This is a genomic window from Streptomyces vulcanius (genome assembly GCF_042653945.1).
GTDB lineage: Bacteria > Actinomycetota > Actinomycetes > Streptomycetales > Streptomycetaceae > Streptomyces > Streptomyces mangrovi.
In genome coordinates, this window is sequence record NZ_JBHSFK010000002.1 from 225,984 (window position 1) to 252,209 (window position 26,226).

The window sequence follows — 26,226 nt, forward strand, 5'->3', positions numbered from 1 at the left end:
GGCGGATCCTAGGTGAGGCCTGTGACGGCGCGGACGGCGGGGAACGCGCAGGTCAGGGCTGGTCAAAACGGGTAGTCCGCTTGACCCGCGCCCTACCTTCCGGCCACCTTCCGTTCACCGGGTGTCCGTAGTTTCCGCACCTTCCGCCCGGCTTGTTCCTCGTCCCTTGGAGCCCTCATGGCCCTCAACGCCCGCCGCACCCGTCAACTGCTGGAAACCGCGGCCCCCTTGCTGCTTCAGGGCGAGCAGGTGCAGTTCACCTCCCTGGCGGGAGTCGGCTCGGTCTCCGTCCGCAGGCAGGCGGTCACCGCGGCCGTGGTCGGTGTGCTCAGCGCGGGCACGGTCATGGCCGCCGTCACCCCCCGTCCGCTGTACATAGCGATGACCGACCAGCGTCTGCTCTTCTTCGACGGCAACCGCGGTGGCAGACCCGGCAAGCTCGTGCTGAACCTCCCCCGCCCGTATGTCTCCGCGGGGGGCTCGAAGAAGGCCTTCCTGGGGTTGCAGTACGTCACCCGCCTCGCGGTGGCCGGCCAGGAGCAGGAACTCAAGGTCACCTTCCCGGTGCAGCACCGCGCGGACGGGCCGCGGTTCGTCTCGGGGCTGGCGCCGACACGCTGAGACGTGACAGAGGGCCGGCCCGGTCACCATGCGCCCGGGCCGGCCCCCTGTGCTCCGGTCAGCCGATGATGGCGACCGGGGCGTCCCACGCGTCGCGGTCGACGGTGATGGTGTAACCGCCGCGGGTCTCCTTGCTGTTGACCATGTACTGGTGGCCGCGGCTGTGCCCGGTGTACTGCGTGGCACCCCAGGGCCAGTCGGTGGTCGTGGTGTTCTGCTTGTCCCAGAGCGCGTACCACAGGTTGCCCGGCAGGTCCGTCTTGTTGCTCGCCGTGGCGATCGCCTTGGCGCTGGAGCTGCTGAAGCCGTAGTAGCCGGAGCGGTAGATCTTGGCGCGCAGGGTCTTGCTGAAGGAGCGTACGTACGCCAGCACGGCGTCGTTGCACGACTTGTTCGTGATGTCGTACGCCTCCATGTCGAGGTAGATCGGGCTGCCGGCCTTCATGCCGAGCGCGGAGGCCTTGGCGACGGCGTCGTTCGCGTCCGTGGCGCCGAGGGAGGTGGCCGTGGACGCGGTGATCTTCTCGGGGCTGGAGCCGGTCTGGCAGGGCGGCTGGGCGCCGACGTAGATCGGGATGAGCCTCCAGCCGAGGGAGTTGACCGACTTGACCCAGGACGCGGTCAGGTTGGGCTGGTTGCAGCCGCGGTTCTTGCCGCCGACGTAGACGGCGGCGCCGCCGTAGAGGCCGCCCTTCCATGCCTTCATCGCGGCGAGGGAGGGGGCGGTGCAGGCGTCGAAGGCGCGGCCCGTGTAGGTCTTCTGGGCGGGCCAGGTGGTGGCTGCCATGGACTGCTGGGCGGCGATCCCGGCACCGGCGGCGACGGCCGCGCCGGCCACGCCCCACGTGATGTATCTGCGCCGTCTGGACTGCCGGTGCTCGGCCATCCCCACCCCACCGTTCGATCGACCAAGTATGTGTGCGCGTACGCGTGTGCACGTACGGAGCGGATCGCACCGTAACGTGCGGCAACCCTGTGAACGGAAAACACAAGCCCCTCGCGGCCACAAGAATCCCTCATGTCACAGTAAAGAAAGAGGGTCCCTGTTCGATCCCGGTATCGTGCAACCGTGACCTACGCTGGCCCCCTGGTGACTTGGGGGGCACGATGGCGATGACGACGGCCGCGACGACGGCGGGCGCGGGAAAGCGGCTGGAGGGCGGCTGGTTCCAGCGGTTCGCGTGGGCCGCCCTGGCATGGTTCTCGCTGGGCTTCCTCGTGTGGGTGCCCTTCCTCTACGTGGCCGCGCGCCGCGGACGCCCCTCCGACTGGGGTGCGTTCGCCGCGTTCACGCTGTACGCGTGCGTGACCCTGCCGTGGGCGGTGAAGACCAACAACAGCGACGGCGACCCGTTCCTCGGCGTCGCGGCCCTGTCGACCCTGCTGATAGCGACCTGGCTCCTGCTGTTCGCGGTCTTCGACCGCAAGACCCCCCGCCCACCTCTGGCCATGGGCATGCCATACGGCCAGCCGCCGTACCAGCACCCCCAACAGGGCTACCCGTACGGCCGCTGAACCCCGGCCGGCCGGGCGGGGCACCGGGCGCTGCGCGCTTCAGGCAACTTCGGGACGCATGTTCACCGCCCCTGAGCGCAGCGCCAGACTGCCCTTCCCCGGCTGCCTCAGCACCATCAGACCAATCCGCCGAGAATGACCAATGCGGAGCACACCACGATCAACCATCCACCGAGATGACGTCCAGCGCGGCCAGACCGTACTCTTCGCCCACATCACGGGATGCTCTGCGCAGTTCTGACACAACGGCCCGCGGGACAACGGGGGCGTCAACACTCAGCCCCGCCCTCCGAAGCACTTCGAAGAATTCCGCATCGGCCACAGACTCTCGGGACAGGAGTGGGCCCGGAGGCGGGAGCTGCTCTCCGAGGCGATAAACAACGGCCCGCTCTCCTGACAGTGCGATGATTCGTTCAGTGTAGAAGGGAATACCGAGGTCGCAGTCCTCCTCGGAAGCAGCCTCCTCTTCGATGACCTCCAGAGCCTCCGCGCACGCGTCCGAGTCGGATTCCGCTGCGACAACCTTCCAGATTTCCGCCAGAGAGTCTTCCGTCCAACCCAACTCTTCCGCATCGACCATTTCCGCGTATATGCCGAGCATTCGCTCTGCCATGGCCGCACAGAAGGCCTCAAGACAACCCCAGAAGCGCCCTGCAGAAGAGTCACACCATGGTACCCAGCCACAGACAACTCACCCCTTCGGCGACCAGAACAGCGTATAAGGTGAATTCTGGGGCTGATGGCCTCGAATTCCCTCGCCGCCCTAGGCCTCAGTCTGGTCACACTCCTCGTCCGGTTCAAGCCGATATGGGACCCATTCGGAGTGCAAATCGTCGCACGAAGAGAATTTCCCGTCCCACCGGAAATTCGAGGAGTTGGCCGTGAACGGAGCTGGTGCGCGCGGACCCGTGCGCACCAGCTCCGACTACATGTCCAGGAGGGCATTGGGTTGGTTCGGTGTCCCGAGTCTAGACGTCAAGACCACTCGCTGAGGCGAATCCACACGTCCCCGTCGCCCGGTCTGACCCTGGCCGAGTCACCGACACCGAGCTCACTCAGCACGGCGAAAATCCTGCGGAGAACATCCTCTTTGGCCATATCATCCTCGACCTCCACATCGAGATTGGAACCGGACTCCCCGGTCCCCGCCCCGACCACTTCTCCCATTCCCGCCAATTCCTCATTGAGGGCGTCTTCGACGTCATCCCGATCCACCGGAATGGGGCCGTCCAGCCAGATTTCTACAAAGTCCACAGCTACCTCACCGCGATAGGAGCTCATCGAAGAAGGAATCCATCATCTGGACCGATTTCTGCCCGCGCGGCGTCTTGGAAAATCCCAGCGCCGGAGAGTCGGGACTGTTCAGCAGGTCTGCGCCACGTTGAGAGAATCCCTGAGTGAAGAACTCTTCAGCCCCCTTGTTGGCCTCAGCGCTCTGCTGGACATCAACTACATGCGGACTGAAGTCCGGATTTTCCTTGAATATATCGTGACCGCGAGATATGCGCCCCTTCATGACCTGCAAGGGATTTCCCTTTCCTTGCGCACGCCCCACGTATCGAACATTTCCTTCGGCGTCTTTGGCTACGTAGGTGATGTAGCTCCTCCCGTTGGACGCGGAGGGCTCGCTGAGGTTCAGGTTCTTGCCCGGCTCCACTCCAAACGTGTCGAAGAGGTCTGCGCCCTCGTCCACATCGCAGTTGTGAACGAGGACGGGGGTGTCCCCGGCTTCCACATAGTACGTGTGGAGGGTGCCGATCGTGAGGTCGTACGTCGTCGTATCCGCGTGATACAGGCGGACACCCGTGACCTGGGCCGTGCCCGTCGGCGTCTGGAGGACGTCATCGGGGCGCAGGTCCTTGGCCTCGACGAATGCCGACTGGGTCTCGTCGTAGAAGGGGTGGTGGAAGGTGGTCGTCAGGTGCGAGTCCTGTGCGACCGTGCCGACCGCCGCCACCGGCTGAGCAGCAGAGCCCGCACCGTGGCCGGCCGACAGCGCGCCCAGCACCGCCGCCGACGCCGCCAGGCCGAACACCGCCTTGTGCGCCGCCTTCTTGGCCAGGGACTTCACCGCACTCTTGGTGGACCGGCCGGCCGCCCCCTTCACCGTCACGTCCACGAAGTCGTGGTCCGTGTGCGTCACGATCACATCGGTGACTTCGTGCGCCTCGGTACCCGCCGCACCCGGCACCGAGTTGGCGATCCTGTCGCCCACCCGCACCCGGTCGATGGCCTTCGTGGTGCCGTCCGCCATCAGCACCCGGGTCGAGCCCGCGAAGCTGTGCGGGATCGGGCAACTGGCCGGCGCCTCGTCCGAATGCGACTGCGCCCGGGACCCCGCCCCCTCCGAATCAGCCCGGGAAGCCGCCGCCTCCGTGGCGTCCGTCGCCGCCGATTCCTCGGCGTCCGTGACCCCCTTGCCGAAGAGGCCGCCGACGACCTTCATCGCCTTCGGGGCCGCCTTCGCCAGGAGGCTGCCGCCGATCTTGCCCAGGGCGCCGCCCACCGCGCCGGCGATCGCACCCGTCAGCGCGGCGCCCCCGAAGGCGCCGGCGGAGCAGTCGTCACCGCCGTTCTCGGCGCACGCGAAGCCCTGTTCCACCAGGGAACCGGCCGCGCCCGCGATCGCGGCGCAGCCGATCGTGCCGACGCCCCATGTCATCGCCTCGCAGCCCGCGAAGACCGCCGTCGAGACCACGAAGGACGTGATCGCCGCCGCGTGGTTCTTCGCGTAGGTCCCGACGGTCTTCGCCGCCGACACCGTGGCGTGGTACGCCGTCCGCGACGCGTGGGCGACCGCGTGCGCCGCCTTCTTCACGGTGTGGACGACCTTCTTCGCGGCCTTCTTCACCGTGTGCACCACGCGGTGCACGACCTTGGACGCCTTGTGGTACGCGGTATGGACCGCGTGGACCACTCGATGGACCGCGCGTTTCACCTTTCTCGCCGTGTAGTGGTAGACGCGCCGCACCACCCGCACCGTCGCGTGGTACACGTCCTTCACGTGGTGGACCACCTTGTGGGCCACGTGCTTCACCGCGTGGACGATCTTCTTCGCGACGTGCTTGGCCGCGTGGTAGACCTTCTTCGCCACCTTCTTCACGACGTGCTTGGCCTTGTGCACGACCTTCTTCGCGCCGCACACCACGTCGTACCAGGAGCAGTTGCCCGACTCGTCCGTGCCCGCCATCGGGTTGTCGTCCACGTACGCGAAGGGGTTCGCGGACACCGAGTTCGGGACCGGGTTCAGGGACAGGCTGTCCTTGTTCAGGAACACGCCCGTGTCCGGGTCGTACCAGCGGGACGCCGTGCCGACGTCACCCGTGCCCGGTTCCGTCCAGCCCGACTGGAAGCCCAGGTGGCCGACGACCGTGTTCGTCGGGGAGACCACCTTGCCGAGCGGGTCGTACGACGCCGAGCCCGCCAACACCGTCGCACCCGAGGTGAAGGAACCCACCACGTCGTTGTGCTGGTCGGTCAGGGCCAGGACCGCGCCGCCGCCGGAGGGCTTGACGCCCACCAGGCCGCCGCCCGGGTCGTAGGTGTAGGTTTCGTCGCCGTCCGACGCGATCGTGTTGTTCGCGCCCGAGTAGGCGAAGGTGCGCGTCGAACCCACCGTCGTGTCCCGGTCGGCGATGTTCCGGCCGGTCGCGTCCAGCGTGTACGACTGCTCGCCCGCGACGATCTGCCCGCCGAACGCGTCCGTCCGGTACGCGACCGTCCCGCCCGCCGTCGACGACTCCTGCGTCATCGTGCCGCGCGCCGAGTAGGAGTAGGTGTGCGTGCCGTCCGACGTCAGCTCGTCGCGTTCGTCGTACGTGTAGACGTCCGCGCCGTTGCGGATGCGGTTGCCGGAGGCGTCGTAGGCGTACGAGGTCGTGGACGAACCGTTGTTCCAGGAGGTCAGGCGGTTGGCCCAGTCGTACGCGTAGGTGTTCGCGGCGGCGCCCGAGACACCCGTCGTCGTCTTCGAGGTCAGGTTGCCGTCGTCGTCGTAGCCGTACGCGAAGCTCGCGACGGTCGAGGCGCCCTGGACCATCACGTCGTTCGTCAGCTCGTGCCGGGTGTTGTAGGTGAACGTCCGGGTCTGGCCGGTCGAGCCGTACCTGACCGTCTTCAGGTCATTCAACTGGTCGTACGTGTAAGTCAGTTGGTTGCCCGTCGCCGGGTCGTTCAGGGAGGACAGCCGGCCCGCGGTGTCGTAGCCGTATGTCGTCGTGCCGGCCGCGTCCGTGCGGGACGTCACCGAGGAGTCGTCGTTGTAGGCGAAGCTCGACGCGCCCGCCGAACCCGATGCCGTCAGCAGGTCGCCGCGGTCGTCGTAGGTGAACGCGTCGTGCGTGGCGTCCTGGTGGTCGTCGGCGCCCGCGATGCCCGCCTCGTCCGTGTCGGCCGACAGGACACGGCCGTCCGCGTCGTAGGAGAAGCTGCGCTTCGCCGTCGCCGCGTCGGCGCCCGTGCCGGACATGGACTTCAGCTGGCCGACGTTGTCGTACGTCATCGACGTCGTCGTGCCGCCCGGGAGCGTCGCCGACGTCAACTGGCCGTCCGCGTCGTAGGCGAAGGTCGTCGTCGAGTCGGCGGCCGAGCTGTACTGGGCGGTCGTCGGCTCGGTGATCTTCTCCTGCTGGCCCCAGGGGGTGTAGCCGTACCGCCAGGAGTTGCCGCGGCCGTCGGTGAAGCGGGTGCGGTTGCCGGCCGCGTCGTAGCCGAAGCTCGTGGTGATGGAGGACGAGGCGTCGACGGGCTGTATCTCCTGGGTGATCGTGCCCGCCGCGTCGTAGGTGAAGTGGCTGGTGTGGCCGCGCGCGTCGGTGGCGGCGGTCAGGTTGCCGACGCCGTCGTAACTCTGCGAGGTCGACCAGAGCTGGGCGTTGTTCGCGTCGTACGCGCGCGTGGTCGTCGGGTCGCCGTCGGCGTTGTAGTCGGTCTGCGTCCAGGTGTTGTCGGCGAGGATCGTCTTCTGCGGGTTGCCCTCGAAGTCGTAGGTGTACCTGGTCGCGTTGCCCGCGCCGTCGGTCACCGAGGTGACGTCACCCGCGCGGTTGTAGCCGTACGACGTCGTCACCCCGCCCGGCGAGGTGACCGAGGCGGCGTGCGCCCCGTAGGGGTTGCCGGTGGTCACCGCGTAGGAGGTGGCCGTCGTCAGGGTCTTGGTGGAGGGGTAGCGCTCCAGGGTCGTCGAAGTGAGCTGGCGGCCCAGGAAGTCGTACGTCGCCTGCGCCTGCGCGCCCGTGCCGTCCGTCGCGGAGAGCTGGTCGCCGTTGGTGTCGTAGACGGCGTGGGTCTTGGTGCCGTCCGGGTCGGTGATCTGGGCGACGTCGCCCATCTGGTCGTAGAGGTAGGACGTCGTCCTGCCGCCGGGTGAGGTGACCGAGGTCTGGTCGCCCTCGCTGTCGTACGTCCAGACCGTCGTGCCCGCGTTCGGGGTGGAGGCGCCCGCCGGGGTGTAGGAGGGCAGCGTCTCGGAGACCTTGTTGCCCTCGGCGTCGTAGACGGTCTTCGTCACCAGGCCGAGCGGGTCCTGCTCCTCGACCGCCTCGCCGAAGGTGTTGAAGCCGCTGGTGGTGACCGGGCGGACGGTGGCGGCCGTCGTGCCGTCGGGCTCGGACTGGACGGCGGGCGCGGTGGTGACCGCGAGGTTGCCGGCCTCGTCGTAGGCGTAGTTCGTGGTGTGCTGCTCGGCGTCCGTCATGGAGATCGGGAGGCCGCGCTGGTCATAGGTGTACTTGGTGGTCTGGGCGTCGGACGAACCGACCGTGCCGCCGGTGCGGCCCTTGCCGTAGAGGGAGGTGATCTCGGTCGCCGACAGCGCGCGCTGGTAGACCTGTACGTCCCCGACCTCGCCGTTGACGACGTCGGACGTCGTGCCGCCGGCCGTTCTGGTGCCGCCGACGGTCAGCGGGCCGGTGCCGGTCCACGGGGAGGTGTTGGTGGCGGAGCCGTCCTGTGCGCCGTTGACGTACAGCTTCATCGCGCCGTTGCTCGCGTCGAACACGCCGACCAGGTGGGTCCAGGTGTTGAGCGGGGCCGTCGCACTCGCCTGGGCGTCGGCGAACGAGGACGGGGAGGTCACGTCGGAGCTGGCCGCGTGGAAGCGGAAGGCGTTGGCCGTCTTGTTGTACTGGAGGTAGAAGGAGGCCCGGTTGGTGCCGCCCTGTGCGACGAAGGTGCGGAAGGCGGAGGTGTCGGCGAGGTTCACCCACGCGGAGACCGTGTAGGAGGCGGTGGTGTCCAGGACCGGGCTGTTGGTGGCGATCAGGTCACCGGTGGCGGAGCTGGTGCCCGCGAACTTGGCCGCGTCGTCCGCCCAGGTGACCCCCGGGCCGGCGGTGGCCGTGTTGCCGGTGCCGGAGGAGTCCGTGACCGAGCGGCCGGAGGTCTGGTTGAGCTTCCACCAGCCCGCCGGGTGCCCCGAGGCGTCCCCGTACAGCGTCTCGCTGAGCAGGTTGCCCATGTCGTCGTACGTGTTGGTCGTCGTCCGGTCGTAACCGCTCGCGTCGTGGTCGGTCTCGGAGGCGACCTGGTCGTCCGGGGTGTACGACACCGTGGTCACCCGGTCCACGCCGGTCGGGTCCAGCTCGGTGGAGGTGGTCCGGGAGGCCGCGTCGACCGTGTACTTGGAGACCGTCTCGCCGTTGTCGGTGGTCTGCTGGGTGAGGTTGCCGGCCGCGTCGTAGACGTCCGACTCCAGCGTGTAGGTGCTGTTGCCGTCGGCGCTGGTCCGCTTCACCGTCGCGGTCAGACCGTCGTCGGTGTAGGTGTACGCGGTCGTGTTGCCCATCGCGTCGGTGATGGACGCGAGCCGCCCGGCCGGGTCGTAGGCGCGGGAGGACTCGGTGAGGAGCGAAGCCGACTGCGGGTTCACCGGGTCGCCCGTGTACATCAGGCCCTGCGTGAGCAGGTTGCCGTTGTCGTCGTAGGTGTACCGGGTCTCGGTGCCGGCGGTCGTCACCTCCTTGGTCTTGTTGCCCGAGGTGTCGTAGGTGTACGTCGTCGTGTTGCCGCCCGCCGCGCCCTCGGCCGCGTTGGCGTCGGCCTCGGTCAGGACGCGGTCGTAGGCGTCGTAGGTCCAGTTCTGGCTGCGGGAGTGGTCGCCGCCGCTTCCGTCGGAGACGGTCTGCGAGACGACGTCGCCGTCGTCGTCGTAGACCGAGGTGGTGACGGCGGTGTGGGTGGCGCCGGTGACCCGGTCGGTGAGCTGCGGGTCGTGCTCCTCGAGGACCTGACCGGCCGCGTCGTACGTGTAGGAGCCGGTCAGCCCGGCGGGGTAGGCGTCGGAGACGACCTTCTCGGTGAGGACCTGGCCGAGACCGTCGTAGGTGTACGAGGTGACGAGACCGACGGCGTCCGTCGTCGAGGCCACGTCACCGTTCTTGAAGTACGAGACCTGGTTGACGGCCCCGCCCGGGCTCACGGTCTTCACCGGGAGTCCCTTGGGGATGACACCCCCGTCGGCCGAGGGGTAGGTGCTGGTCCCGTCGCTGTAGACGGTGGTCGTGCCGCGCCCGCTCGGGAAGCCGGGGACCGCCGGGCCGGTGATGGCCGTCTGGTTGCCCGCCGAGTCGTACGTGTAGGAGGTGAGGTAGGTGTTGTCCGTCGCCGATGCCGAGCGGCCGTCCCGCTCGGTCAGGAGCTGGTCGTTGCGGGGGTCGGCGGTGGTGAGCTGGGCCGTGGTGTCGTCGGGGTAGTACGTGTAGTACTCGGTGTTGCACTTGTTCGCGGCCTGGTCCTGGCAGGACGTGGAGGAGACCACGTTGCCGCGCACGTCGTGGCCGGTGATGGTGACCGCCCCGTTGGGGTCGGTGACCGTGTGCTCGAAGCCGGCCGAGTCGTAGCCGAAGCTGGTCCTGTTGCCGAGGCCGTCGATCTCGGTGAGGGCCCGGTTCCCGTTGGTGACGTCGTAGGTGTAGGTGAGGATCGAGGAGGTCGGGGAGGTGACCTTCACCGTCTCAACGGGCAGGAGGCCGGCGGAGTTCCTGGCGGCTTCCATGTGGTTCTCGACGTCCGCCGCCGTCAGGCCCGTCTTGTAGACGGCGGCCTCGGCGATGGAGCCCTTGAAGTAGCTGACGTCGCCGGGCGAGTTCACCCAGCTCTTGGCGAAACCGGCGCCGAGATAGAGATGGCTGTTGGCCTGGTCGTTGGGCGCGCCGGTGTAGTCGGCCTGCTTGACGCCGTCCAGGTAGAGGGTCTGGGTGGTGCCGGTGACGCTGAGCACCGCCTGGTGCCAGGTGTTGTCGGTGACGGTTCCGGTGGAGCCGAATGCCGTGGAGCCGGAGCCGCTGCCCGAGTAGAAGTGACCGTGCAGCTTGTTGTCGGTGCCGATGTACAGCACCGGAGTCCAGTTGCCGCTCGCCGCGGTCGCGCCTGCCATCGCCACCGACTGGTCGCCGATCAGGACGCCCTGGTTGGCGGTCTTGAACCACAGTTCGACACTGCGGTCGTTGCCGGCGTGCAGACCGGTGTCCGGGATCTCGACGTACGACGTGGAGCCGTCGAAGGTGGCGGCCTTCTGGTCGCTGAAGGGTCCGCTCGCGCCGAGCGTGACGGCGGTGTACGTGCCGTTGCCGCCGCGCACCTGGTCGACGGCCGTCGTCGCGCCCGCCGCCTCCCCGAGCCGGAAGTACTGACTCGGCGCCCCGCCGAGGACGGCACCCCGGTAGGTGTCACTCGATCCGGTGACGGTGGGGGTGCCGAGCGCCCACGTACCGCCGTTCTCGTCCGTCATCTGGGTGAGGACGGTGGAGTTGGGGTCGTACGTCATCGCCGCGTACGTCTTGCCGGACGGCCGCTTGACCGAGGTCAGCAGGCTCTCGCTGTGCGTGCCGTACGTGTAGAGCGCGCTCACGTCGGCGGCGACCAGAGGGCGGCTGTACCAGCCCACATCGGCGATGGAACCGTTGAAATAGGTGGCGTGGCCGGCGTCGTCGGAGTACGACGGGTGGTCGGGCCAGTCGCCGCCGAGGAAGCCGGTGCCGAGGTAGTTGAAGGACTGGTTCTTGCCGAAGGCGGTCGCGCTCTTGATGGAGATGGTGCCGGTGCGGGAGCCGACCTTGGCGTTGTCCAGGAAGAGGGTCTGGCTGTTTCCCGCGGCGGACAGCACGACGTGGTGCCACTTGCCGTCGGCGACCGACGCCGTGGACACGATCGGGTTGATGCCGCCGCTGTACCAGAACTCGGCGTTCAGCTTGCCGTCGGTGCCGACGTAGACGGACGGCGTGTAGAAACCGGCCGCCTGCCCCGAGCCGATCGGCTGGGAGGCGTAGGAGTACAGCACGCCCGGCCCGGCGGACGTCTTGAACCACAGCGAGATCGCGCCGGAGTCGGTGTCGTTGCCGAGGTTCTTCGGCAGGGAGACGTCGGAGGTCGTCCCGTTGAAGGTGGCGACCTTGGCGGAGGAGCCGGTCAGCGGGCCGCCGCTCTGGCCGACGGTGACGTTCTCGTACGTCGCGTTCGTCGTGCCCTCGTTGGCGAGGACCGCGTCCTTGGCACTGGTGCCGGAGGTCTCCGAGAGCGGCCAGAAGGTGTGCGGGTCGAGGTCGAGCGCCGCGTTCTGGTAGCCGGAGCCGGTGGTGTAGCCGTACGTCGTGCACTTGGTCGTCGACAGCGGGGTGCAGACGGTCGTCAGCTGGTCGCCGGTGTAGCCGTAGGTCCAGGTCTGGGTGGAGCCCGAGGCGGCGGGATCGACCGGGTCGGTGACGACGGTCGCCACGTGCGCGGCGAGCGCGCCGGTCGGCGTGGACCAGGAGAGGCTCAGGGAGCGGCTGGAGACGGCCGAGGCCATCTTGGTGATGTGGGCGGGGGTGCCGGTCCAGGTGAGGTTGAGCGCGCGGCCGTTGGCGTCCGTGACGGAGGTCAGGCCGTAGGCGCCGGAGCCCAGGGACTGGGTGAAGGTGTAGAGGGTGTCGTCCTTGTCGGTGAGCGTGTAGCCGCCGGTGACCGACTTGAAGGTGGCGAACCGTCCGTTGCCCGGGGTGAAGGTGCCGTCGCTGTTCTTGCCGTAGCCGGCCTGGGAGCCGTCCGGGTAGGTGACCTGCACGCTGGCGACCGCGCCGGACGCCGTGTACTGCTCGGCCGCCTTCGCGTCGAGGATGCTCGACCAGCCCGCGCCGAACGCGCCCGTCCAGCGCGGGTCACGGGAGTTGTAGTCGCGGTCGATGTCGAGGGAGGGGCCGGCGACGGAGATCGAGGCGTCGGTGTCGGAGGTGGTGTAGTTCCCGATCGACGCGTCGAAGCCGTGGTCGCTGCTGTTCTGGGAGAGCCCCGAGGTGATGACGGTCTGCGGGACCTGGATGGATATCTGGTACGGGTCGGCCGGTGAGTAGAGGGCGGTGGTGGCGTCGTACGCCTGGACGGTCCAGCTGTAGCTCTTGCCCCAGGCGAGCTTGCCGGCCGGGACCGTCCAGTCACCCGTGGAGACCAGGCCCGAGTCGGCGACCTTGGTGCCGGCCGCGTCGAAGACCTGGAAGAGGTACTTGTTGGCGCTGCCGGAGGTCGAGTTGGCGCCACCGGCCCAGGCGGTGAGTTCGGGGGTGGTCGTGCCGACGACCGCGTTGTCCGCCGGGAACTGCTCGTACAGCTGCGGCGCTGTGTTGCCGGTGTAGGTGACCTCGATCCAGGGGCCCTTGGCAGGATCGTTGAACGATCCGAACTGCTTCCAGTGCAGGGTGTCCGAGTTCGACGCGTACACGGCGAGGCCGTGGTCTGCGGTGCTGCCGTTGAACCAGCCCTGGATCGCGGAGGTGGACAGGGAGACGCTCACCCAGTCGCCGACGGTCCGGTCGGCGCCGGTGTTCGCGCAGGCGTTGGGCACGCTGGGGGTGGCGTTGCCGATCGACGACCCCTTGGACGGGCCGGGGTAGCTGGTGACGCCCTCCGGGGTCCAGGCGCTGGTCACGAGCGCGACGTCGAAACGTTCCGCCGTGCAGGTGGAGGCCCAGGTGTCGAACAGGTGCAGGGTCGCGGCGGTCACGGTGGCGCCGCTGCCGTCCCAGGCGGTGTCCCAGTGGTTGACGTAGCTGATCGCGGAGTGCGTGCCGGAGTCGTAGGAGCCGACCTTGACGGTCTGCTCGTAGGAGTGGTCACCGGCCGCGCCGGACTCGGCGTAGGTGGTGGTCCAGCCGTCCTCGACGGTGGGGTCGACGGTGACGGGGAAGACGCGGTTCTCGGAGTGCAGCCACGCGCTGTCGAGGGTGATGCGGAGCGCGTAGCCGTCACCGTTCTCGACCAGCTCGGTGGTGACGGCGTGGGTGGTGGCCGGGTCGCCGGAGCGCGGGTTCACCTTGGAGTCGTAGGCGTACGACGGGGGGATGCGCTCGACGGTCTTGCCGGCGGCGTCGGTGAGGTCGATCCAGCCGTCTGCCGCTTGGGTCGGGGTGAGGCCCTTGAGGGTGAGCGGGAAGGTCCAGGTGTTCGTCGCGTCGGCGTCGTCGACGACGACGGATTCCCTGACGCCGGTGGCGGTGGGCTGGACCTTCAGGTCGGTGCCGGGGAGAACCTCGTCGTACGTCACCGTCGAGCCGTCGGCGGTGCCCCTGACGGGGGCGGCGCCCTGCAGGGCGTAGGAGACGCTGTGCGACGCGTCGGTCGCGAGGGAGGCGAGGGCGGGGTCGGTGGCCTTCGCGGCGAAGTCGACGTCGACGGAGTTGGCGCTCTCCTGCCAGCGTCCGTCCGGACCGGCCCGTACGTCCACGTCGATGGGCGCCCATCTGCCCTTGCCGACCTGGTAGTTGACGGGGTTGGGCGAGATGCGGCGGGTGACGGACCCGTCGGCGTTGTCGTAGACGGTCTCCGTGCGCGTGGACTTGGCGGCGCTGCGCTTGCTCGTCTTGCTGTCGAAGCCGGCGGCTCCGGCGCTGCGGCCCTTCGGGGTGGCCGGCTTGTGCGCCTGGTAGGCGGGGAGTTCGCCCTTGGCCTTGCCGGGGGCGTGGCCCGCGCCCCGGTGGGCGGCGGTCTCGGCGGCGGAGACCTGGTGGCGGTGCCCGGCCGCCGTACCGGACTGCTGGTGCGGGAGCTTGCCCCAGTGCGGATCGGTGAACCAGGAGGCGAGGGAGCTCAGGCTCAGGCTGGGGAGGTCGACGCTGCCGAACTCCAGCCCCTCGGCCACCGCCTGGTCGGTCGTCAGCATCAGGGCGAGGGTGGTGAGCAGGAGGGCGGCGATACCGCGCAGGGCCCGGCGGGAACGGAACGCGCCGATCGAACGTCTGGAACGGTACGGGCGACGAGGCAGTCTCGAGGACTGCGGCACGGACCATCTCGAACGGCTCGGCAGCCGGAAGCGCAACACGACGTGGACCCCCACCAACGATCGGAAAGCGACACAGAAGCTCGCCGATCTTGCCTGTTGTGCACATGTCGCGGACAGGTTCGCGGCGGGATCTTGCACCTCCCTTGACCGCCTCTTACCGAACCTGACCGGTTTGCTGTGGGTCGCCCCTTTGCTTCCCGTGAACTCCTTTGCGAACCCATCAGCCCGGCCAGACCCGGAATTCACGGTGATGTCATGGATTCACAGCGGCGCCCGTCAGGACCGCGTGGGCGCCCACCGGGACCCGCACAGCACACCCACCGGGACCGCACGAGTCGCCCGCCGGGACCCGCACGGGACTTCACATACCGGTGGAGCCGTCGAGGCGTTCACGCAGGAGGTCGGCGTGGCCGTTGTGCCGGGCGTACTCCGCGATCATGTTCACCCTGATCGTCCGCAGGGAGATCGGCTCACCGGTGCTCTTACGGATGCCGGTGCCCTCGAGCGACGCCCCGGCCGCGATGTGCCGGGACCGCTCGCACTCAGCCCGCCAGAGCGCGAGGGCGTCGTGCGCGTCCCCGTCGAGACGGTCGAAGTCCTGGTCGGGCTCGTCGTCGGAGTAGTGCGCAGTGGCTGTTCCCCTCTCCCGGTCAACGCAACCGCCCCCGCCGTGGCCACCTCACCTCGCCACAGTTCTGCAGCCGTATCTTCCGCATCTGGGTCGACGAGCTGACCCCCAGCATCTGGGACGAGCGCCTGGACGACAACGGCGAACCACTGGTCTACGACCGAACCAAGATCGTCCCCTACGGCTTCCGCCATGCCTACGCCCAGCGCCACGCGGACGCCGGAACCCGGCCGGACGTCCTACGGGAGCTCATGGACCACCGGTCGCTGGACGTCACCATGGGCTACTACAAGGTCTCGCTGACCAGAAAACAGGAGGCGGTCAGGACGGTGGCGAGGCTCGCCGTCGACCGGCACGGCAGCCCGCGCGGCTTCGAGGACCCCCTGGCCTACGAGCCGCGCAAGGCCCGCTCGGCTGCCGCCTTCATCCCCGTACAGTCGCTGACTGCACGGAGCGCTCCGTGACCCCTCCCACCTCCCACGATGCTGCGGGCCGGGAAGCACGTGTCCAGCGCCTTCGCGCCGCCCGCGCCCAGGACAGCGCGGCCAAGATCGACCGCTCATCAAAGGTCATTCACGACCTCCTTGCTTCCGGTCAGCGGATCACCTTCGCTCGCGTAGCCCGCGAGGCGGCCGTGTCCACCTGGTTCGTCTACAACCAGCTCAAGGTGCGGGAGGCAGTCCAGGCCGCCGTGCACGAACAACACGAGCACAAGGGCAAAGCCTCTCCACCGTCGAGCACGCAACAGGTGTCCCCCGCCGGTCCTCACACCGAGCTGGCCCTCGCGCGGGAGGAGATCAAGGATCTGAAGAAGGAGCGTGACCGGCTCCGCGAACGAGTCCGGCTCTCCCTCGGCGCCGAACTGGACGACGTGGACCGCCGTCAACTGGTAGAGCGAGTAGAGCAGTTGGAGCGACGGAACGCGGAACTGAATAGTCAGCTGTCAGACGCCCGGGACGGACTCATCGTGCTGCAGCGCAAACTGCAGGAGTCGGCGGACGACCTCACCGCCGCCAGAGCCAGCCTCCGTCGCGCCGATGAGGGCCGTTCCTTCCGAGTAGCTTTCCTTCCAAAGGTCACACGCTGCTGGGGCTCGCACCGGCCGTGAGTTGGTCGCCGAAGGCGCTGCGGCGGTACAGGACATGTCGTCCGTCGCGCGCCCTGGTGACCAGGCCTGTGGCGTGCAGCACCCGCAGGTGCTGGGAGACGGCACTCGGAGTGACCCTGAGGCGGCGGGCGAGCTCCACTGTGGGCAGCGGCTCTTCGAGGAGGCTGAGCAGTCTTGCCCGAGGTGCGCCGAGCAGGGTCGCCAGGGCGGTTCTGTCTGGTGGTGGAGCCGTGTCCCCCAGCGTGGCTACTCCCCGGCAGGGATAGACGAGGCTTGGCGGCTCGTCCGGGCTGACAGGAGGCGCGGGCTTGTGTGCGAACACGGACGGCAGGAGCAGCAACCCTCGACCGGATGCCATGACGCAATGCCTGCTGATCATCTTGTCGATGTGCAGTTCGCCGCCCTGCCATCGCAGGTTCGGATGCATGTCGGCGAACAGCAGTCGGGCGCCTCCCAGAGCGAGTTGACGGGCGCGGTAGGTCATGTCGGCTTCCAGCACCAGCCGCATCTGCGGCCACGTCGGCTCGATAGCCACCTCCCAGTACCGCTGCACGACCTCACAGATCGCGTCGTGAAGTTTGGCGACGCGCGAGTCGTCGGCCACGGCGTCATGCAAGGCCGCGGGGAGCGGGTCCGGTGCGTGCGCAAGTAGCAGATCATGGCGAACCTGAGCAGGGGAAGCCTGGCGGACGACGGCGAGTTCTTCCTCGAAGGCCGGTGCGAAGCTCGTGGGATTCGGGGTCAGGAAGTCGGGGATGGTGCGTCGCCGGGCAACCAGGGACATCAGCAGATCGGTGTCCAGCGTGCCGAGTCTGCCCAGTACGGACCTGCGCCAGGGCAGGTGCAGCGCGGACAGGCCCGGATCCTGCAGCAGCCGCAGGCTGAGCGTGGTCTCGTGCAAGGGCGAGAGCGCGAAGCGCGTGTCCGCGAGGTCCTCGACGCCGAGCACAAAAATGATCATTAAGCCCCACGCTACATCGATTGGCCACGGACCGCCGATGCCATGGACTTCCACCCATGACTCCTACAACTCGTAAGCACCGCACGGCGATTGTCACCGGTGCGGCACGCGGCATCGGCGCTGCGGTGGCCATGCGTCTGGCCGGCGACGGCCTGGCGGTCGGCGTGATCGACCTGGACGAGGCGGACTGCGCTGAAACCGTGGAAGCCATCACAAGCGTGGGAGGGTCAGCGCTGGCAGTTGCCGCTGACGTCGCCGACGAGGCCGCGGTCACCGAGGCCGTCGACCGCATCGCCTCCGAGTTGGGGCCGCCGACCGTACTGGTCAACAACGCTGGCGTCGGCCCCCGCGCCGAGCTCGTCGAGATGACCACGGAGCAGTGGGACACAGTCATCGGGATCAATCTGCGCGGCCCGTTCCTCGTCACTCGCGCCGTCTGCCCGCACATGATGGCGGCCGGCTGGGGACGGATCGTCAACATGTCGAGTATCTCGGCGGTCGGTGACGCCGCTCGCGTCGACTACGGCAGCGCGAAGGCCGGTCTGATCGGTTTCACCAAATCGCTCGCCCTTCAACTCGGACGGCACGGCATCACGGCCAACGCCATCGCCCCGGGCTTCGTCGTGAGCGACATGACCAGGGCGTCCGCCCGACGTCTCGGCCTCGACTTCGAGGAGTACCGGCGTAGCGCGGCGCAGTCCATCCCCGTCGGGCGGGTGGGCGAGCCGGAGGACACCGCACACACCGCGTCCTTTCTGGTGAGCCGGGAGGCAGGGTTCGTCTCCGGCCAGGTCATATACGTCGCCGGCGGACCGGTGGACTGACGATGAGCCGTCGGATGACCCTGCTCCTGGCCGTGATCTGCGCGGTGGCCGTGGGCAACATCTACTTCCCGCAGGCGATCGTCCCATTGGTCGCCGAAGGGCTGAATACGTCTCCCGATTCGGCCTCCCTTACCGTAACCGCCACCCAGACCGGTTACACGGCCGGAATGTTCCTGCTCGTACCACTCGGTGACCGGCTCCCACACCGCTCATTCCTCGTCACCCTGCTCGCCCTTACCGGCTTGGGCCTGCTCGTCGCAGGCTGCGCTCCCACCCTGCCGCTCCTCGTCGCGGCCAGTGCTCTCATCGGGTTCACCACCGTAGCCGCGCAGGTCATCGGCCCGCTTGCGGCCGGACTGGTGGCCTCCGACCGCCGCGGAGCAGTGATCGGCACCCTACTGAGCGGGTCGATAGGCGGCATGCTGCTGGCCCGCACCTTCAGCGGGGCGCTTGGCGAATGGCTGGGATGGCGAGCCCCTTATCTGGTGGCCGCGAGCCTGGTCCTGCTGCTCGCGGCCACCCTGGCCCGCATGGTGCCGTCCACCACCCCGCCCTCACACCAGCCGTACCCGGCGCTGCTTGCCGCGCCCCTGCGGTTGTTGCGCACCGAGCCGGAACTGCGCCGCTCCTGCTTCTACCAAGCGATGGTCTTCGCCGGATTCTCAGCCGTGTGGACGTGCCTGGCGCTTCTCCTCACCAGTTCGGTGTACGGCTTGGGCGCCCAAGCCGTAGGACTGCTCGCCCTGGTGGGCGGCGCAACCCTGCTCTGCACCCCGCTCGCCGGGCGCCTGGTAGACCGCCACGGCCCGGACCCGGTGAACCTGGTCTGCATGCTCGCGGTCCTCGTCTCAGCAGCGGTCCTGACCGCGGGCGCCTGGGGTGGCGTATCCGGGCTGACTACTCTGGTCATCGGCACTCTACTGCTCGATGTCGCCATGCAGTCCGGGATGGTCGCCAACCAGGCCCGGGTCTACGCCCTGCACCCCAACGCTCGAAGCAGGCTCAACACGGCCTACATGACCTGCGCCTACCTGGGCGGAACCACGGGCTCCTGGCTCGGGATCCACGCCTACTACAACGCCGGATGGTGGGGGGTGTGCGCGCTCGTGGCAGTACTCACCGTGCTCGCCCTGGCCCGCCACCTCGCAGCACTGCGTGTTCCCTGTCGGCGTCCTGACCGACAGGCCATGCGAGGGCACACCGCTGCCGTAGAACTTGAAGACGGAGCGGCGGAGTTTCCGACGGCAGCACCGACCGCTGCTACCCGCCGCACTGCTTCAACATCATCTGTTTGTCCGCCGCAGTCACCGGCAGCTTGTACTTCAGTGAGACCTGCGCGAACCGCACACTGTACGAGCAGCGAATGCTCTTGTTCGGCGGCAGCCACGTCGCCGGACCCGAATCACTCTTCGCGCCGTTGGTCGGTCCGTCCACCGGGATCAAGTTGAGCGGATCGTTGGCTATGTCTTCCCGCTTGTCCTTCGTCCAGCGCGAGGCACCCATCTGCCAGTCGTACGACAGCGGCATGACGTGGTCTATCTGGACCTTCGTCGCACGGGACTTGGTCCACGCGATCGTCTTCCCGGTGTATGGGTCCTGCAGCGTCATGGAGGTGACAACACAGTCCGAGCCCGCCCGGAAGCGGACTTTCCCACCATCGCGTTTCAAGAGATCGTTTCGCGAGTCACATCCGTTGTGAGCAAAAGGAATGCCACCCGGAGCCGTGTCCATCCAGGCATAACCGAACTTGTCCCGCTCATATCCCGTCTTGGGACCGCGCCCCTTCGTCGCCACTTTCTCGATCAACGACCGCGCCTTCGTCCTATCCGCAGTGGACGTGATCGCCGCCAGCCCAGGCTTCGTTCCATCCGGATTGTCCAGCGGACTCACGGCCCGACCGTTGTCGGCAGTCGGGACAGCGGAACCGGAGGGTCCGCCGTCCACTGGGGGAGTGAGCCCGTCGCAGCCGACCAGCATGAATCCGGTGGCCAGCAGTGCGGCGGACGCCAGGAGAGCACGCCGACTTCCACCACTGTGCCTCATGTGCCTCTCAGTACGCATAGCGCACCGCCCCGGGCGTGAGCTGCGAGATTCCTGCGATCATGCCGCGCAGAATAGAGATGACACGGGTGTCACAGCCATTGGAGTCCGTGTCCGCCCAGGCCGTGCCGAACCGTTCCCGTTCGTAGCCCGTCTTGGGTGCGCGCCCCTTCGCGGTGAGGGCCCGCGCCGCCGTGAGCGCCGCTCCCCCGCCCGCCGTCGGCCCCTGCCCACCGGAACCGGAACCGCTACCGGTGTCCGGAAGCTCGTCCTTGCATCCCGTCACCGCCGTGACGGCCAGCGCGCACATCAGTATGGCGGCCGTCGCCGCCCCACCCCTCCGACGCGTCACGTGCGCCCCTCCCCTTGCCTGCCGCTGCCGACCCCGCACAGGGCGGTTTCCCCAGGCGAGCGTTGGCACACACGGTAGCGAGGGGGCGCGCGGCGGCATCCGGGAGGTCGAGACCACAGGGGCCCCAAGTGGTCATATCCGGCATCTCGGGAATATCGTCAATGGTGAGTCACCTCCGGAAGGAGCTCTGGATGGGCATCCTCGACAGGTTCAGGCACAACCGAACGGCACAGGACAAGGCCAAGCAGGCGTCCGACACCGCGGAGAAGAAGGCCAACGAGAAGACGGGCGGCAAGTACGAGAGCCAGGTCGACGACGCGCAGCAGAGGGCTGAGGGCGCGCTCGGCATGGACCGCGACCGGCCCGACCGGCCCGGGCAGCCGTAGCCGCAGCCGTAGTCGACGAAGAGCCGGGGAGGTGCACCGGGCCCGGGAACGGGTCCCGCACACCACCATGAGAGAGAAGCCGTCCGCGAAACCTCACCTCCCGCGGACGGCTTCCCGCACGGCCGGGCAACGACGCGGCGACCGCGCCCGGCCCTCGGTCCCCGGCCCTCGGTCCCCGGCCCTCGGTCCCCGGCCCTCGGTCCCCGGTCCCCGGTCCTCGGCCCCTCAGACCTTGCCGATGCCCAGCGTCGACTCCGAGGGCAGCAGGCCGGAGCCGATCACCGCGACCCAGTAGTCGCCGACGAGGGCGGCCAGGCGCTCGGTCGACTCGGCGCCGAGTGCCTGCCACGGGCCGAGGGCGAGGCGGTCGGTGTCCTGCTCCACGCGGCGCCGCAGGTCACGGCCCGCCTCCGTCGCCATGCCGTCCGGTTCCACCAGACCCCTGCTCACGAGGCGATCCCGTGCCGCCGCCCACTCCTCACGGCTCCAGCCGCGGCTCTCGAAGCGCTCGACGGACGCGGCCCCTATCGCAGCGAAGGAGACCAGCGCCTCGGTCGGATCGAGGCCGGCGACGAGCAGGGCGGCGAGATGACCGTCGCCCCGGTGCTCCCGCAGGATCGTCGCCGCCTGCCAGAGCTGGAGGTGGGGTTCGGCCGGCCACTCCAGCGCCGCGTTGGCCGCGGCGAGCGGGCGGCCCGCGGTGTCGGCGGCCTCGGCGGCCCGCCGGGCCAGGGCGGCGGCCTCCGCCAGGTCGGGGCTGTCTACGCGGTCGCCGAACAGCTTGCGGTAGACCCGGTCGATACCCCGCAGCCTCGCCTCCAGGACTGCTTCGGGGGTGGCGGTCCGCCTCGCCTCGTCGACGTGCCTGGCGACCATGTCCGGCGAGAAACTGTAGAAGGCCGAGGTCACCGCCCCGCTGCCGACCGGGCCCAAGGGCGCCGCGCGGAGCGGGAAGTAGCTCGGCCATCGGTCCTCGGCCGAGAGGCCGAGCGCGCCGGCCTCGTCGGAGACCTCCCGCGCGTAGTACAGCACCGCGTGCAGGGGTTCCAGCAGGTGCCAGAGGCGGCGGGCCTGGGCCGGTTCCACCTGCGGGTTCGTCTGGATCTCGGACATGCGCGTCTCCCCGTCGTCACGTTCAGCAGCATTCGGTCGCGTACGACCTCGCCGTGCGGCCGGGTATGGCCCCGCCCGCAACTTGACACTGACAAGATTGCCCGACCGCGACGAACTTGTCAACGACTAGATTCGACGTACTCTGCTGACATGAGCCCGTACCACCACGGCGACCTGCGCCGCGCCATCCTCACCGCCGCGCTCGACGTCATCACCACCGACGGCCCCGCCGCGCTCAGCCTGCGCGACCTCGCCCGCCGCGCCGGCGTCTCGCACGCGGCCCCCGCCCACCACTTCCGGGACCGCACCGGCCTGCTCACGGCGATCGCGGCGGAGGGGCACGGTCTGCTGGCCGAGGCGCTCGCCGGGGGGACGGACCTGCGGGACACGGGCGCACGCTACGTGCGCTTCGCCCGCGAACACCCGGCGCACTTCCAGGTGATGTTCACCCCGGAGCTGCTGCGCCCCGACGACCTGGAACTGACCACCGCCCGCGCCCTCTCCGGGGCCGCCCTGACCGACGCCGTCGCCGCCACGGCCAACGCGACGACCGGGGCCACCGCGACGACCGGGGCCACCACGAAGACCGGTGCCACGACGGACGCCGGGGACCACACGGACACCCGGCAGGCCCGTATCGCCGCCTGGTCCCTGGCCCACGGCTTCGCGACGCTGCTGCTCGGCCACAACCTGGACGGCCTGCTCGACGACCTCCAGGGCGACCAGGAGCCCGAGGAGGTATTCCGCAACCTGCCCCTGACGTTGTTCGCTCCGCCGAATCCGGCGCCCTGACCCTCCGCGCCCTAAGACCCCAGCACCGTGGCCAGGAGCTCCCCCACCCACCCCAGCAGCTCCCGCCCGACCAGCGGCTTGCCGCCGACCTTCGCGGTCTTCGGGCGGGGGACGAGAATCTGGTGGACGGCCGGCTTGATGATCGTCCCGGGGTAGAGCCGCTTCAGCCGCAGCTCCTGCGACTCGCGCAACTCCACCGGCGCGAACCGGATGTTGGTGCCCTGCAGGACGATCTCGCCGACACCGCACGCCCGGGCCAGCATCCGCAGCCCCGCCACCAGCAGCAGGTTCTCGACCGGCTCGGGCAACTTGCCGTAGCGGTCGACGAGTTCCTCGCGGACGGCCTTGATGTCCGCCTCCGAGTTGGCGGAGGCGATGGAACGGTAGGCCTGGAGGCGCAGCCGCTCGCCGGGGGCGTAGTCGTGCGGGACGTGCGCGTCGACCGGCAGCTCGATCTTGACCTCGAGCGGCAGTTCCTCCTCGATCTCACCCGTCTCCAGCTGCCGCCGGTAGTCCGCGACCGCCTCGCCGACCATCCGGACGTACAGGTCGAAGCCGACGCCCGCGATATGACCGGACTGTTCACCGCCGAGGAGGTTTCCGGCGCCGCGGATCTCCAGGTCCTTCATCGCCACGTACATGCCCGCGCCCATCTCCGTGTGCTGGGCGATGGTGGCTAGCCGCTCGTGGGCGGTCTCCGTCAGGGGCTTCTCTGGCGGATACAGGAAGTAGGCGTAGCCGCGCTCCCGGCCACGCCCGACCCGCCCGCGCAGCTGGTGCAGCTGGGACAGGCCGAAGGTGTCGCCACGCTCCACGATCAGCGTGTTCGCGTTGGAGATGTCGATGCCGGACTCGACGATCGTCGTCGAGACGAGCACGTCGAACTTCTTCTCCCAGAAGTCCACGACGACCTGCTCCAGCGCCGACTCCGACATCTGGCCGTGGGCTGTCGCGATCCGCGCCTCCGGGACGATCTCGCGCAGCCGGGCCGCCGCGCGGTCGATCGACTCGACCCGGTTGTGGATGTAGAAGACCTGGCCCTCGCGCAGCAGTTCGCGCCGGACGGCGGCGCCGATCTGCTTCTCCTCGTACGGCCCGACGAAGGTGAGCACCGGGTGGCGCTCCTCCGGGGGCGTGGTGATGGTGGACATCTCGCGGATGCCCGTCACCGCCATCTCCAGGGTGCGCGGGATGGGGGTCGCGGACATGGTCAGCACGTCGACGTTCGCGCGGAGCTTCTTCAGCTGCTCCTTGTGCTCGACGCCGAAGCGCTGCTCCTCGTCGACGATGACCAGGCCGAGGTCCTTGAACTTCGTCTCCGAGGAGAACAGGCGGTGGGTGCCGATGACGACGTCCACGGAGCCCTCGCGCAGGCCCTCCAGGACGGCCTTCGCCTCCGTGTCGCTCTGGAATCTGGACAGGGCCCGCACCTTCACCGGGAACTGCGAGTACCGCTCGCCGAATGTGCCGAAGTGCTGCTGCACCAGCAGCGTCGTCGGGACCAGGACGGCGACCTGCTTGCCGTCCTGGACCGCCTTGAAGGCGGCGCGGACCGCGATCTCCGTCTTGCCGTAGCCGACGTCGCCGCAGATCAGACGGTCCATCGGGACCGTCTTCTCCATGTCGTCCTTCACTTCGGCGATGGTGGTGAGCTGGTCGGGCGTCTCCGCGTACGGGAAGGCGTCCTCCAGTTCGCGCTGCCAGGGTGTGTCCACGCCGAAGGCGTGCCCGGGGGCCGCCATCCGCGCGCTGTACAGCTTGATCAGGTCGGCCGCGATCTCCTTTACGGCCTTCTTCGCGCGTGCCTTCGTCTTCGTCCAGTCGGCGCCGCCGAGGCGGTGCAGCGTGGGTGCCTCGCCGCCGACGTACTTGGTGATCTGCTCCAGCTGGTCGGTGGGGATGTAGAGACGGTCGCCGGGCTGGCCGCGCTTGGCGGGGGCGTACTCCACGACCAGGTACTCGCGCGTGGCGCCCTGCACGGTGCGCTGCACCATCTCGATGTAGCGGCCCACACCGTGCTGTTCGTGGACGATGTAGTCGCCCGCCTCCAGGGTGAGCGGGTCGATGGTCTTCCTGCGGCGCGCGGGCATGCGCGCGCCGTCCTTGCCGGCCGCCTTCTGGCCCGACAGGTCGGTCTCGGTGAGGACGGCGAGACGCAGCGCCGGGTCGACGAAGCCGTAGTCGATGGAGCCGCACGCGACGTGCACGACGGCGGGGGAGATCTCCGCGAGGTCGACGTGGAGGCGGGCCGCGACGCCCTCGCCGCCGAGGACCTCCACCGTGCGGGACGCCGGGCCGTGGGCCTCGGTGACGAACACGACCCGCCAGCCCTCGGCCAGCCAGCCCTTGGTGTCGGCGAGGGCCTTCGCGGTGTCGCCGCGGTAGGTCTCGGGGGCGTGCATCCCGAACTGGAGGGTGTCCGCCTCCAGCTCCAGGTCGGCGGCGAACGGCGACACCGACCACCACATCATGTCCAGCTCGCGCGCACGGTCGCGGACGTCCGCGATCGACCACAGGGAGGCCGCGCCGACGTCGATCGGCGCCTCGCCGCCACCGGCCGTGGCCGCCCAGGACGCGTGCAGGAACTCCTGCGAGGTCGCCACGAGATCCGCGGCACGCGTGCGTACCCGCTCCGGATCGCAGACGACGGCCATCGAGCCCTTCGGCAGGACGTCGATCAGCAGCTCCATGTCGTCGACCAGGACGGGCGCCAGGGACTCCATGCCCTCGACGGCGATCCCCTCGGCGATCTTGCCGAGCAGTTCGCCGAGTTCCGGGTGCTGCTCGGCGAGGGCACGCGCACGCGTGCGTACGTCTTCCGTCAGCAGGAGTTCACGGCAGGGCGGGGCCCACAGGCCGTGTTCGGCGACCTCCAGGGAGCGCTGGTCGGCGACCTTGAAGTAGCGGATCTCCTCGACGTCGTCGCCCCAGAACTCGACGCGCAGGGGGTGTTCCTCGGTAGGCGGGAACACGTCCAGGATGCCGCCTCGTACGGCGAACTCGCCGCGCTTCTCGACGAGCTCCACACGCGCGTACGCCGCCGCGGCGAGGGCCTGCACCGTGTCGTTGAGGTCGGCCTGCTGTCCGCTGCGCAGGGCCACCGGTTCCAGGTCGCCCAGGCCCTTGACCTGCGGCTGGAGGACCGACCGCACCGGTGCCACGACGACCGAGACCGGGCCCGTCTCCGGGTCGTCGGGGCGGGGGTGGGACAGTCGGCGCAGCACCGCGAGGCGGCGGCCGACGGTGTCGCTGCGGGGGCTGAGGCGCTCGTGCGGGAGCGTCTCCCAGGAGGGGTACTCGACGACGACGTCCGGCGGGAGCAGCGAGCGCAGGGCGGCGGCCAGGTCCTCGGCCTCGCGGCCGGTCGCCGTCACCGCGAGGACGGTGCGGGCGGTCTCGCGCGCGAGGGCGGCGATCGCGAAGGGACGGGCCGCCGGGGGGCCGACCAGGTCGATGTGCATGCGGTTGCCGTCTGCGGCCGCGGGGATCGCTTCCGCGAGGGCGGTGTCCTTGACGACGGCGTCGAGCAGACCGTGCAGGCTCATTCGGGGCGGCTTTCGTCGGAGGGTGGGCAACACGAAGGGCCCGACGCGAGAGGCGACCGGGGGTGTCCAGGGTACGACTTGGCCGCGCCCTGCG

At 69.1% G+C, this 26,226-nt stretch carries 16 protein-coding genes and 2 pseudogenes; 8 read left to right on the plus strand and 10 right to left on the minus strand.

Going from position 1 to position 26,226, the window contains the following annotated elements:
- Nucleotides 1-177: 177 nt before the first annotated feature.
- Nucleotides 178-621, plus strand: coding sequence for a hypothetical protein (locus ACFPIH_RS03505; protein WP_381168037.1), 444 nt, complete (start codon nucleotides 178-180; stop codon nucleotides 619-621).
- A 58-nt stretch (nucleotides 622-679) separates the two neighbouring features.
- Here the strand turns inward: ACFPIH_RS03505 and ACFPIH_RS03510 are convergent, their stop codons facing one another.
- On the minus strand, nucleotides 680-1,507 hold the full coding sequence (locus ACFPIH_RS03510; protein WP_381168039.1) for a glycoside hydrolase domain-containing protein: 828 nt from the start codon (nucleotides 1,505-1,507) through the stop codon (nucleotides 680-682).
- A 221-nt stretch (nucleotides 1,508-1,728) separates the two neighbouring features.
- Between ACFPIH_RS03510 and ACFPIH_RS03515 the strand changes: the two genes are divergently transcribed.
- Nucleotides 1,729-2,136 (plus strand): hypothetical protein, encoded by a 408-nt coding sequence (locus ACFPIH_RS03515; RefSeq protein ID WP_381168041.1) that lies wholly within the window; start codon nucleotides 1,729-1,731, stop codon nucleotides 2,134-2,136.
- Nucleotides 2,137-2,296: 160 nt separating this feature from the next.
- Here ACFPIH_RS03515 and ACFPIH_RS03520 read toward each other — a convergent pair whose 3' ends face one another.
- The 4 genes and pseudogenes from ACFPIH_RS03520 to ACFPIH_RS03535 form a co-directional block, all read right to left on the minus strand.
- Complete coding sequence (locus ACFPIH_RS03520) at nucleotides 2,297-2,749, minus strand: hypothetical protein (RefSeq protein ID WP_381168043.1); 453 nt, start codon at nucleotides 2,747-2,749, stop codon at nucleotides 2,297-2,299.
- A gap of 362 nt (nucleotides 2,750-3,111) precedes the next feature.
- A complete protein-coding gene (locus tag ACFPIH_RS03525) occupies nucleotides 3,112-3,417 on the minus strand; it encodes a hypothetical protein (protein ID WP_381168045.1) in 306 nt (101 codons plus the stop codon).
- Nucleotides 3,398-14,383 carry a LamG-like jellyroll fold domain-containing protein gene (locus ACFPIH_RS03530; protein ID WP_381168046.1) on the minus strand — a complete coding sequence of 3,662 codons (10,986 nt, stop codon included), beginning with the start codon at nucleotides 14,381-14,383 and terminating at the stop codon, nucleotides 3,398-3,400. The genes ACFPIH_RS03525 and ACFPIH_RS03530 overlap by 20 nt, the downstream gene beginning before the upstream one ends.
- Before the next feature lie 361 nt (nucleotides 14,384-14,744).
- A pseudogene (locus ACFPIH_RS03535) lies at nucleotides 14,745-15,008 on the minus strand (mycothiol transferase); the annotation flags it as partial.
- Nucleotides 15,009-15,262: 254 nt separating this feature from the next.
- Here ACFPIH_RS03535 and ACFPIH_RS03540 point away from each other — a divergent pair.
- Together ACFPIH_RS03540 and ACFPIH_RS03545 are read left to right on the plus strand one after the other, a co-directional pair.
- Nucleotides 15,263-15,475: a hypothetical protein gene (locus tag ACFPIH_RS03540; RefSeq protein WP_381168048.1), complete on the plus strand. Its 213-nt coding sequence runs from the start codon at nucleotides 15,263-15,265 to the stop codon at nucleotides 15,473-15,475.
- Nucleotides 15,472-16,119: a DUF6262 family protein gene (locus ACFPIH_RS03545; RefSeq protein WP_381168050.1), complete on the plus strand. Its 648-nt coding sequence runs from the start codon at nucleotides 15,472-15,474 to the stop codon at nucleotides 16,117-16,119. Before ACFPIH_RS03540 ends, ACFPIH_RS03545 begins: the two co-directional genes overlap by 4 nt.
- On the opposite strand, the gene ACFPIH_RS03550 is transcribed toward ACFPIH_RS03545, so the two are convergent.
- Nucleotides 16,088-17,080, minus strand: coding sequence for an ArsR/SmtB family transcription factor (locus ACFPIH_RS03550; RefSeq protein ID WP_381168481.1), 993 nt, complete (start codon nucleotides 17,078-17,080; stop codon nucleotides 16,088-16,090). The genes ACFPIH_RS03545 and ACFPIH_RS03550 overlap by 32 nt on opposite strands.
- Nucleotides 17,081-17,136: 56 nt before the next feature.
- Here ACFPIH_RS03550 and ACFPIH_RS03555 point away from each other — a divergent pair, with 56 nt between their 5' ends.
- Together ACFPIH_RS03555 and ACFPIH_RS03560 are read left to right on the plus strand one after the other, a co-directional pair.
- The gene (locus tag ACFPIH_RS03555) at nucleotides 17,137-17,904 is read left to right on the plus strand and encodes an SDR family oxidoreductase (RefSeq protein ID WP_381168052.1); all 768 of its coding nucleotides are present in this window, start codon (nucleotides 17,137-17,139) and stop codon (nucleotides 17,902-17,904) included.
- A 14-nt stretch (nucleotides 17,905-17,918) separates the two neighbouring features.
- Nucleotides 17,919-19,085 (plus strand): annotated as a pseudogene (locus ACFPIH_RS03560) (MFS transporter); the annotation flags it as partial.
- Nucleotides 19,086-19,164: 79 nt separating this feature from the next.
- On the opposite strand, the gene ACFPIH_RS03565 reads toward ACFPIH_RS03560, so the two are convergent.
- Both ACFPIH_RS03565 and ACFPIH_RS03570 read right to left on the minus strand, forming a co-directional pair.
- Nucleotides 19,165-19,947 (minus strand): HNH endonuclease family protein, encoded by a 783-nt coding sequence (locus ACFPIH_RS03565; RefSeq protein ID WP_381168054.1) that lies wholly within the window; start codon nucleotides 19,945-19,947, stop codon nucleotides 19,165-19,167.
- A 7-nt stretch (nucleotides 19,948-19,954) separates the two neighbouring features.
- The gene (locus ACFPIH_RS03570) at nucleotides 19,955-20,296 is read right to left on the minus strand and encodes a hypothetical protein (protein WP_381168056.1); all 342 of its coding nucleotides are present in this window, start codon (nucleotides 20,294-20,296) and stop codon (nucleotides 19,955-19,957) included.
- 191 nt (nucleotides 20,297-20,487) lie between these two features.
- On the opposite strand from ACFPIH_RS03570, the gene ACFPIH_RS03575 reads away from it, so the two are divergent.
- Nucleotides 20,488-20,682 carry an antitoxin gene (locus ACFPIH_RS03575; RefSeq protein WP_381168058.1) on the plus strand — a complete coding sequence of 65 codons (195 nt, stop codon included), beginning with the start codon at nucleotides 20,488-20,490 and terminating at the stop codon, nucleotides 20,680-20,682.
- 225 nt (nucleotides 20,683-20,907) lie between these two features.
- Here the strand turns inward: ACFPIH_RS03575 and ACFPIH_RS03580 are convergent, their stop codons facing one another.
- Nucleotides 20,908-21,795, minus strand: a complete 888-nt coding sequence (locus ACFPIH_RS03580; protein ID WP_381168060.1) for an SCO6745 family protein — start codon at nucleotides 21,793-21,795, stop codon at nucleotides 20,908-20,910.
- Nucleotides 21,796-21,945: 150 nt separating this feature from the next.
- On the opposite strand from ACFPIH_RS03580, the gene ACFPIH_RS03585 reads away from it, so the two are divergent.
- Nucleotides 21,946-22,587, plus strand: coding sequence for a TetR/AcrR family transcriptional regulator (locus ACFPIH_RS03585; RefSeq protein WP_381168062.1), 642 nt, complete (start codon nucleotides 21,946-21,948; stop codon nucleotides 22,585-22,587).
- 11 nt (nucleotides 22,588-22,598) lie between these two features.
- Here ACFPIH_RS03585 and mfd read toward each other — a convergent pair whose 3' ends face one another.
- Nucleotides 22,599-26,132 carry a transcription-repair coupling factor gene (gene mfd, locus ACFPIH_RS03590; RefSeq protein WP_381168064.1) on the minus strand — a complete coding sequence of 1,178 codons (3,534 nt, stop codon included), beginning with the start codon at nucleotides 26,130-26,132 and terminating at the stop codon, nucleotides 22,599-22,601.
- Nucleotides 26,133-26,226 lie beyond the last annotated feature (94 nt).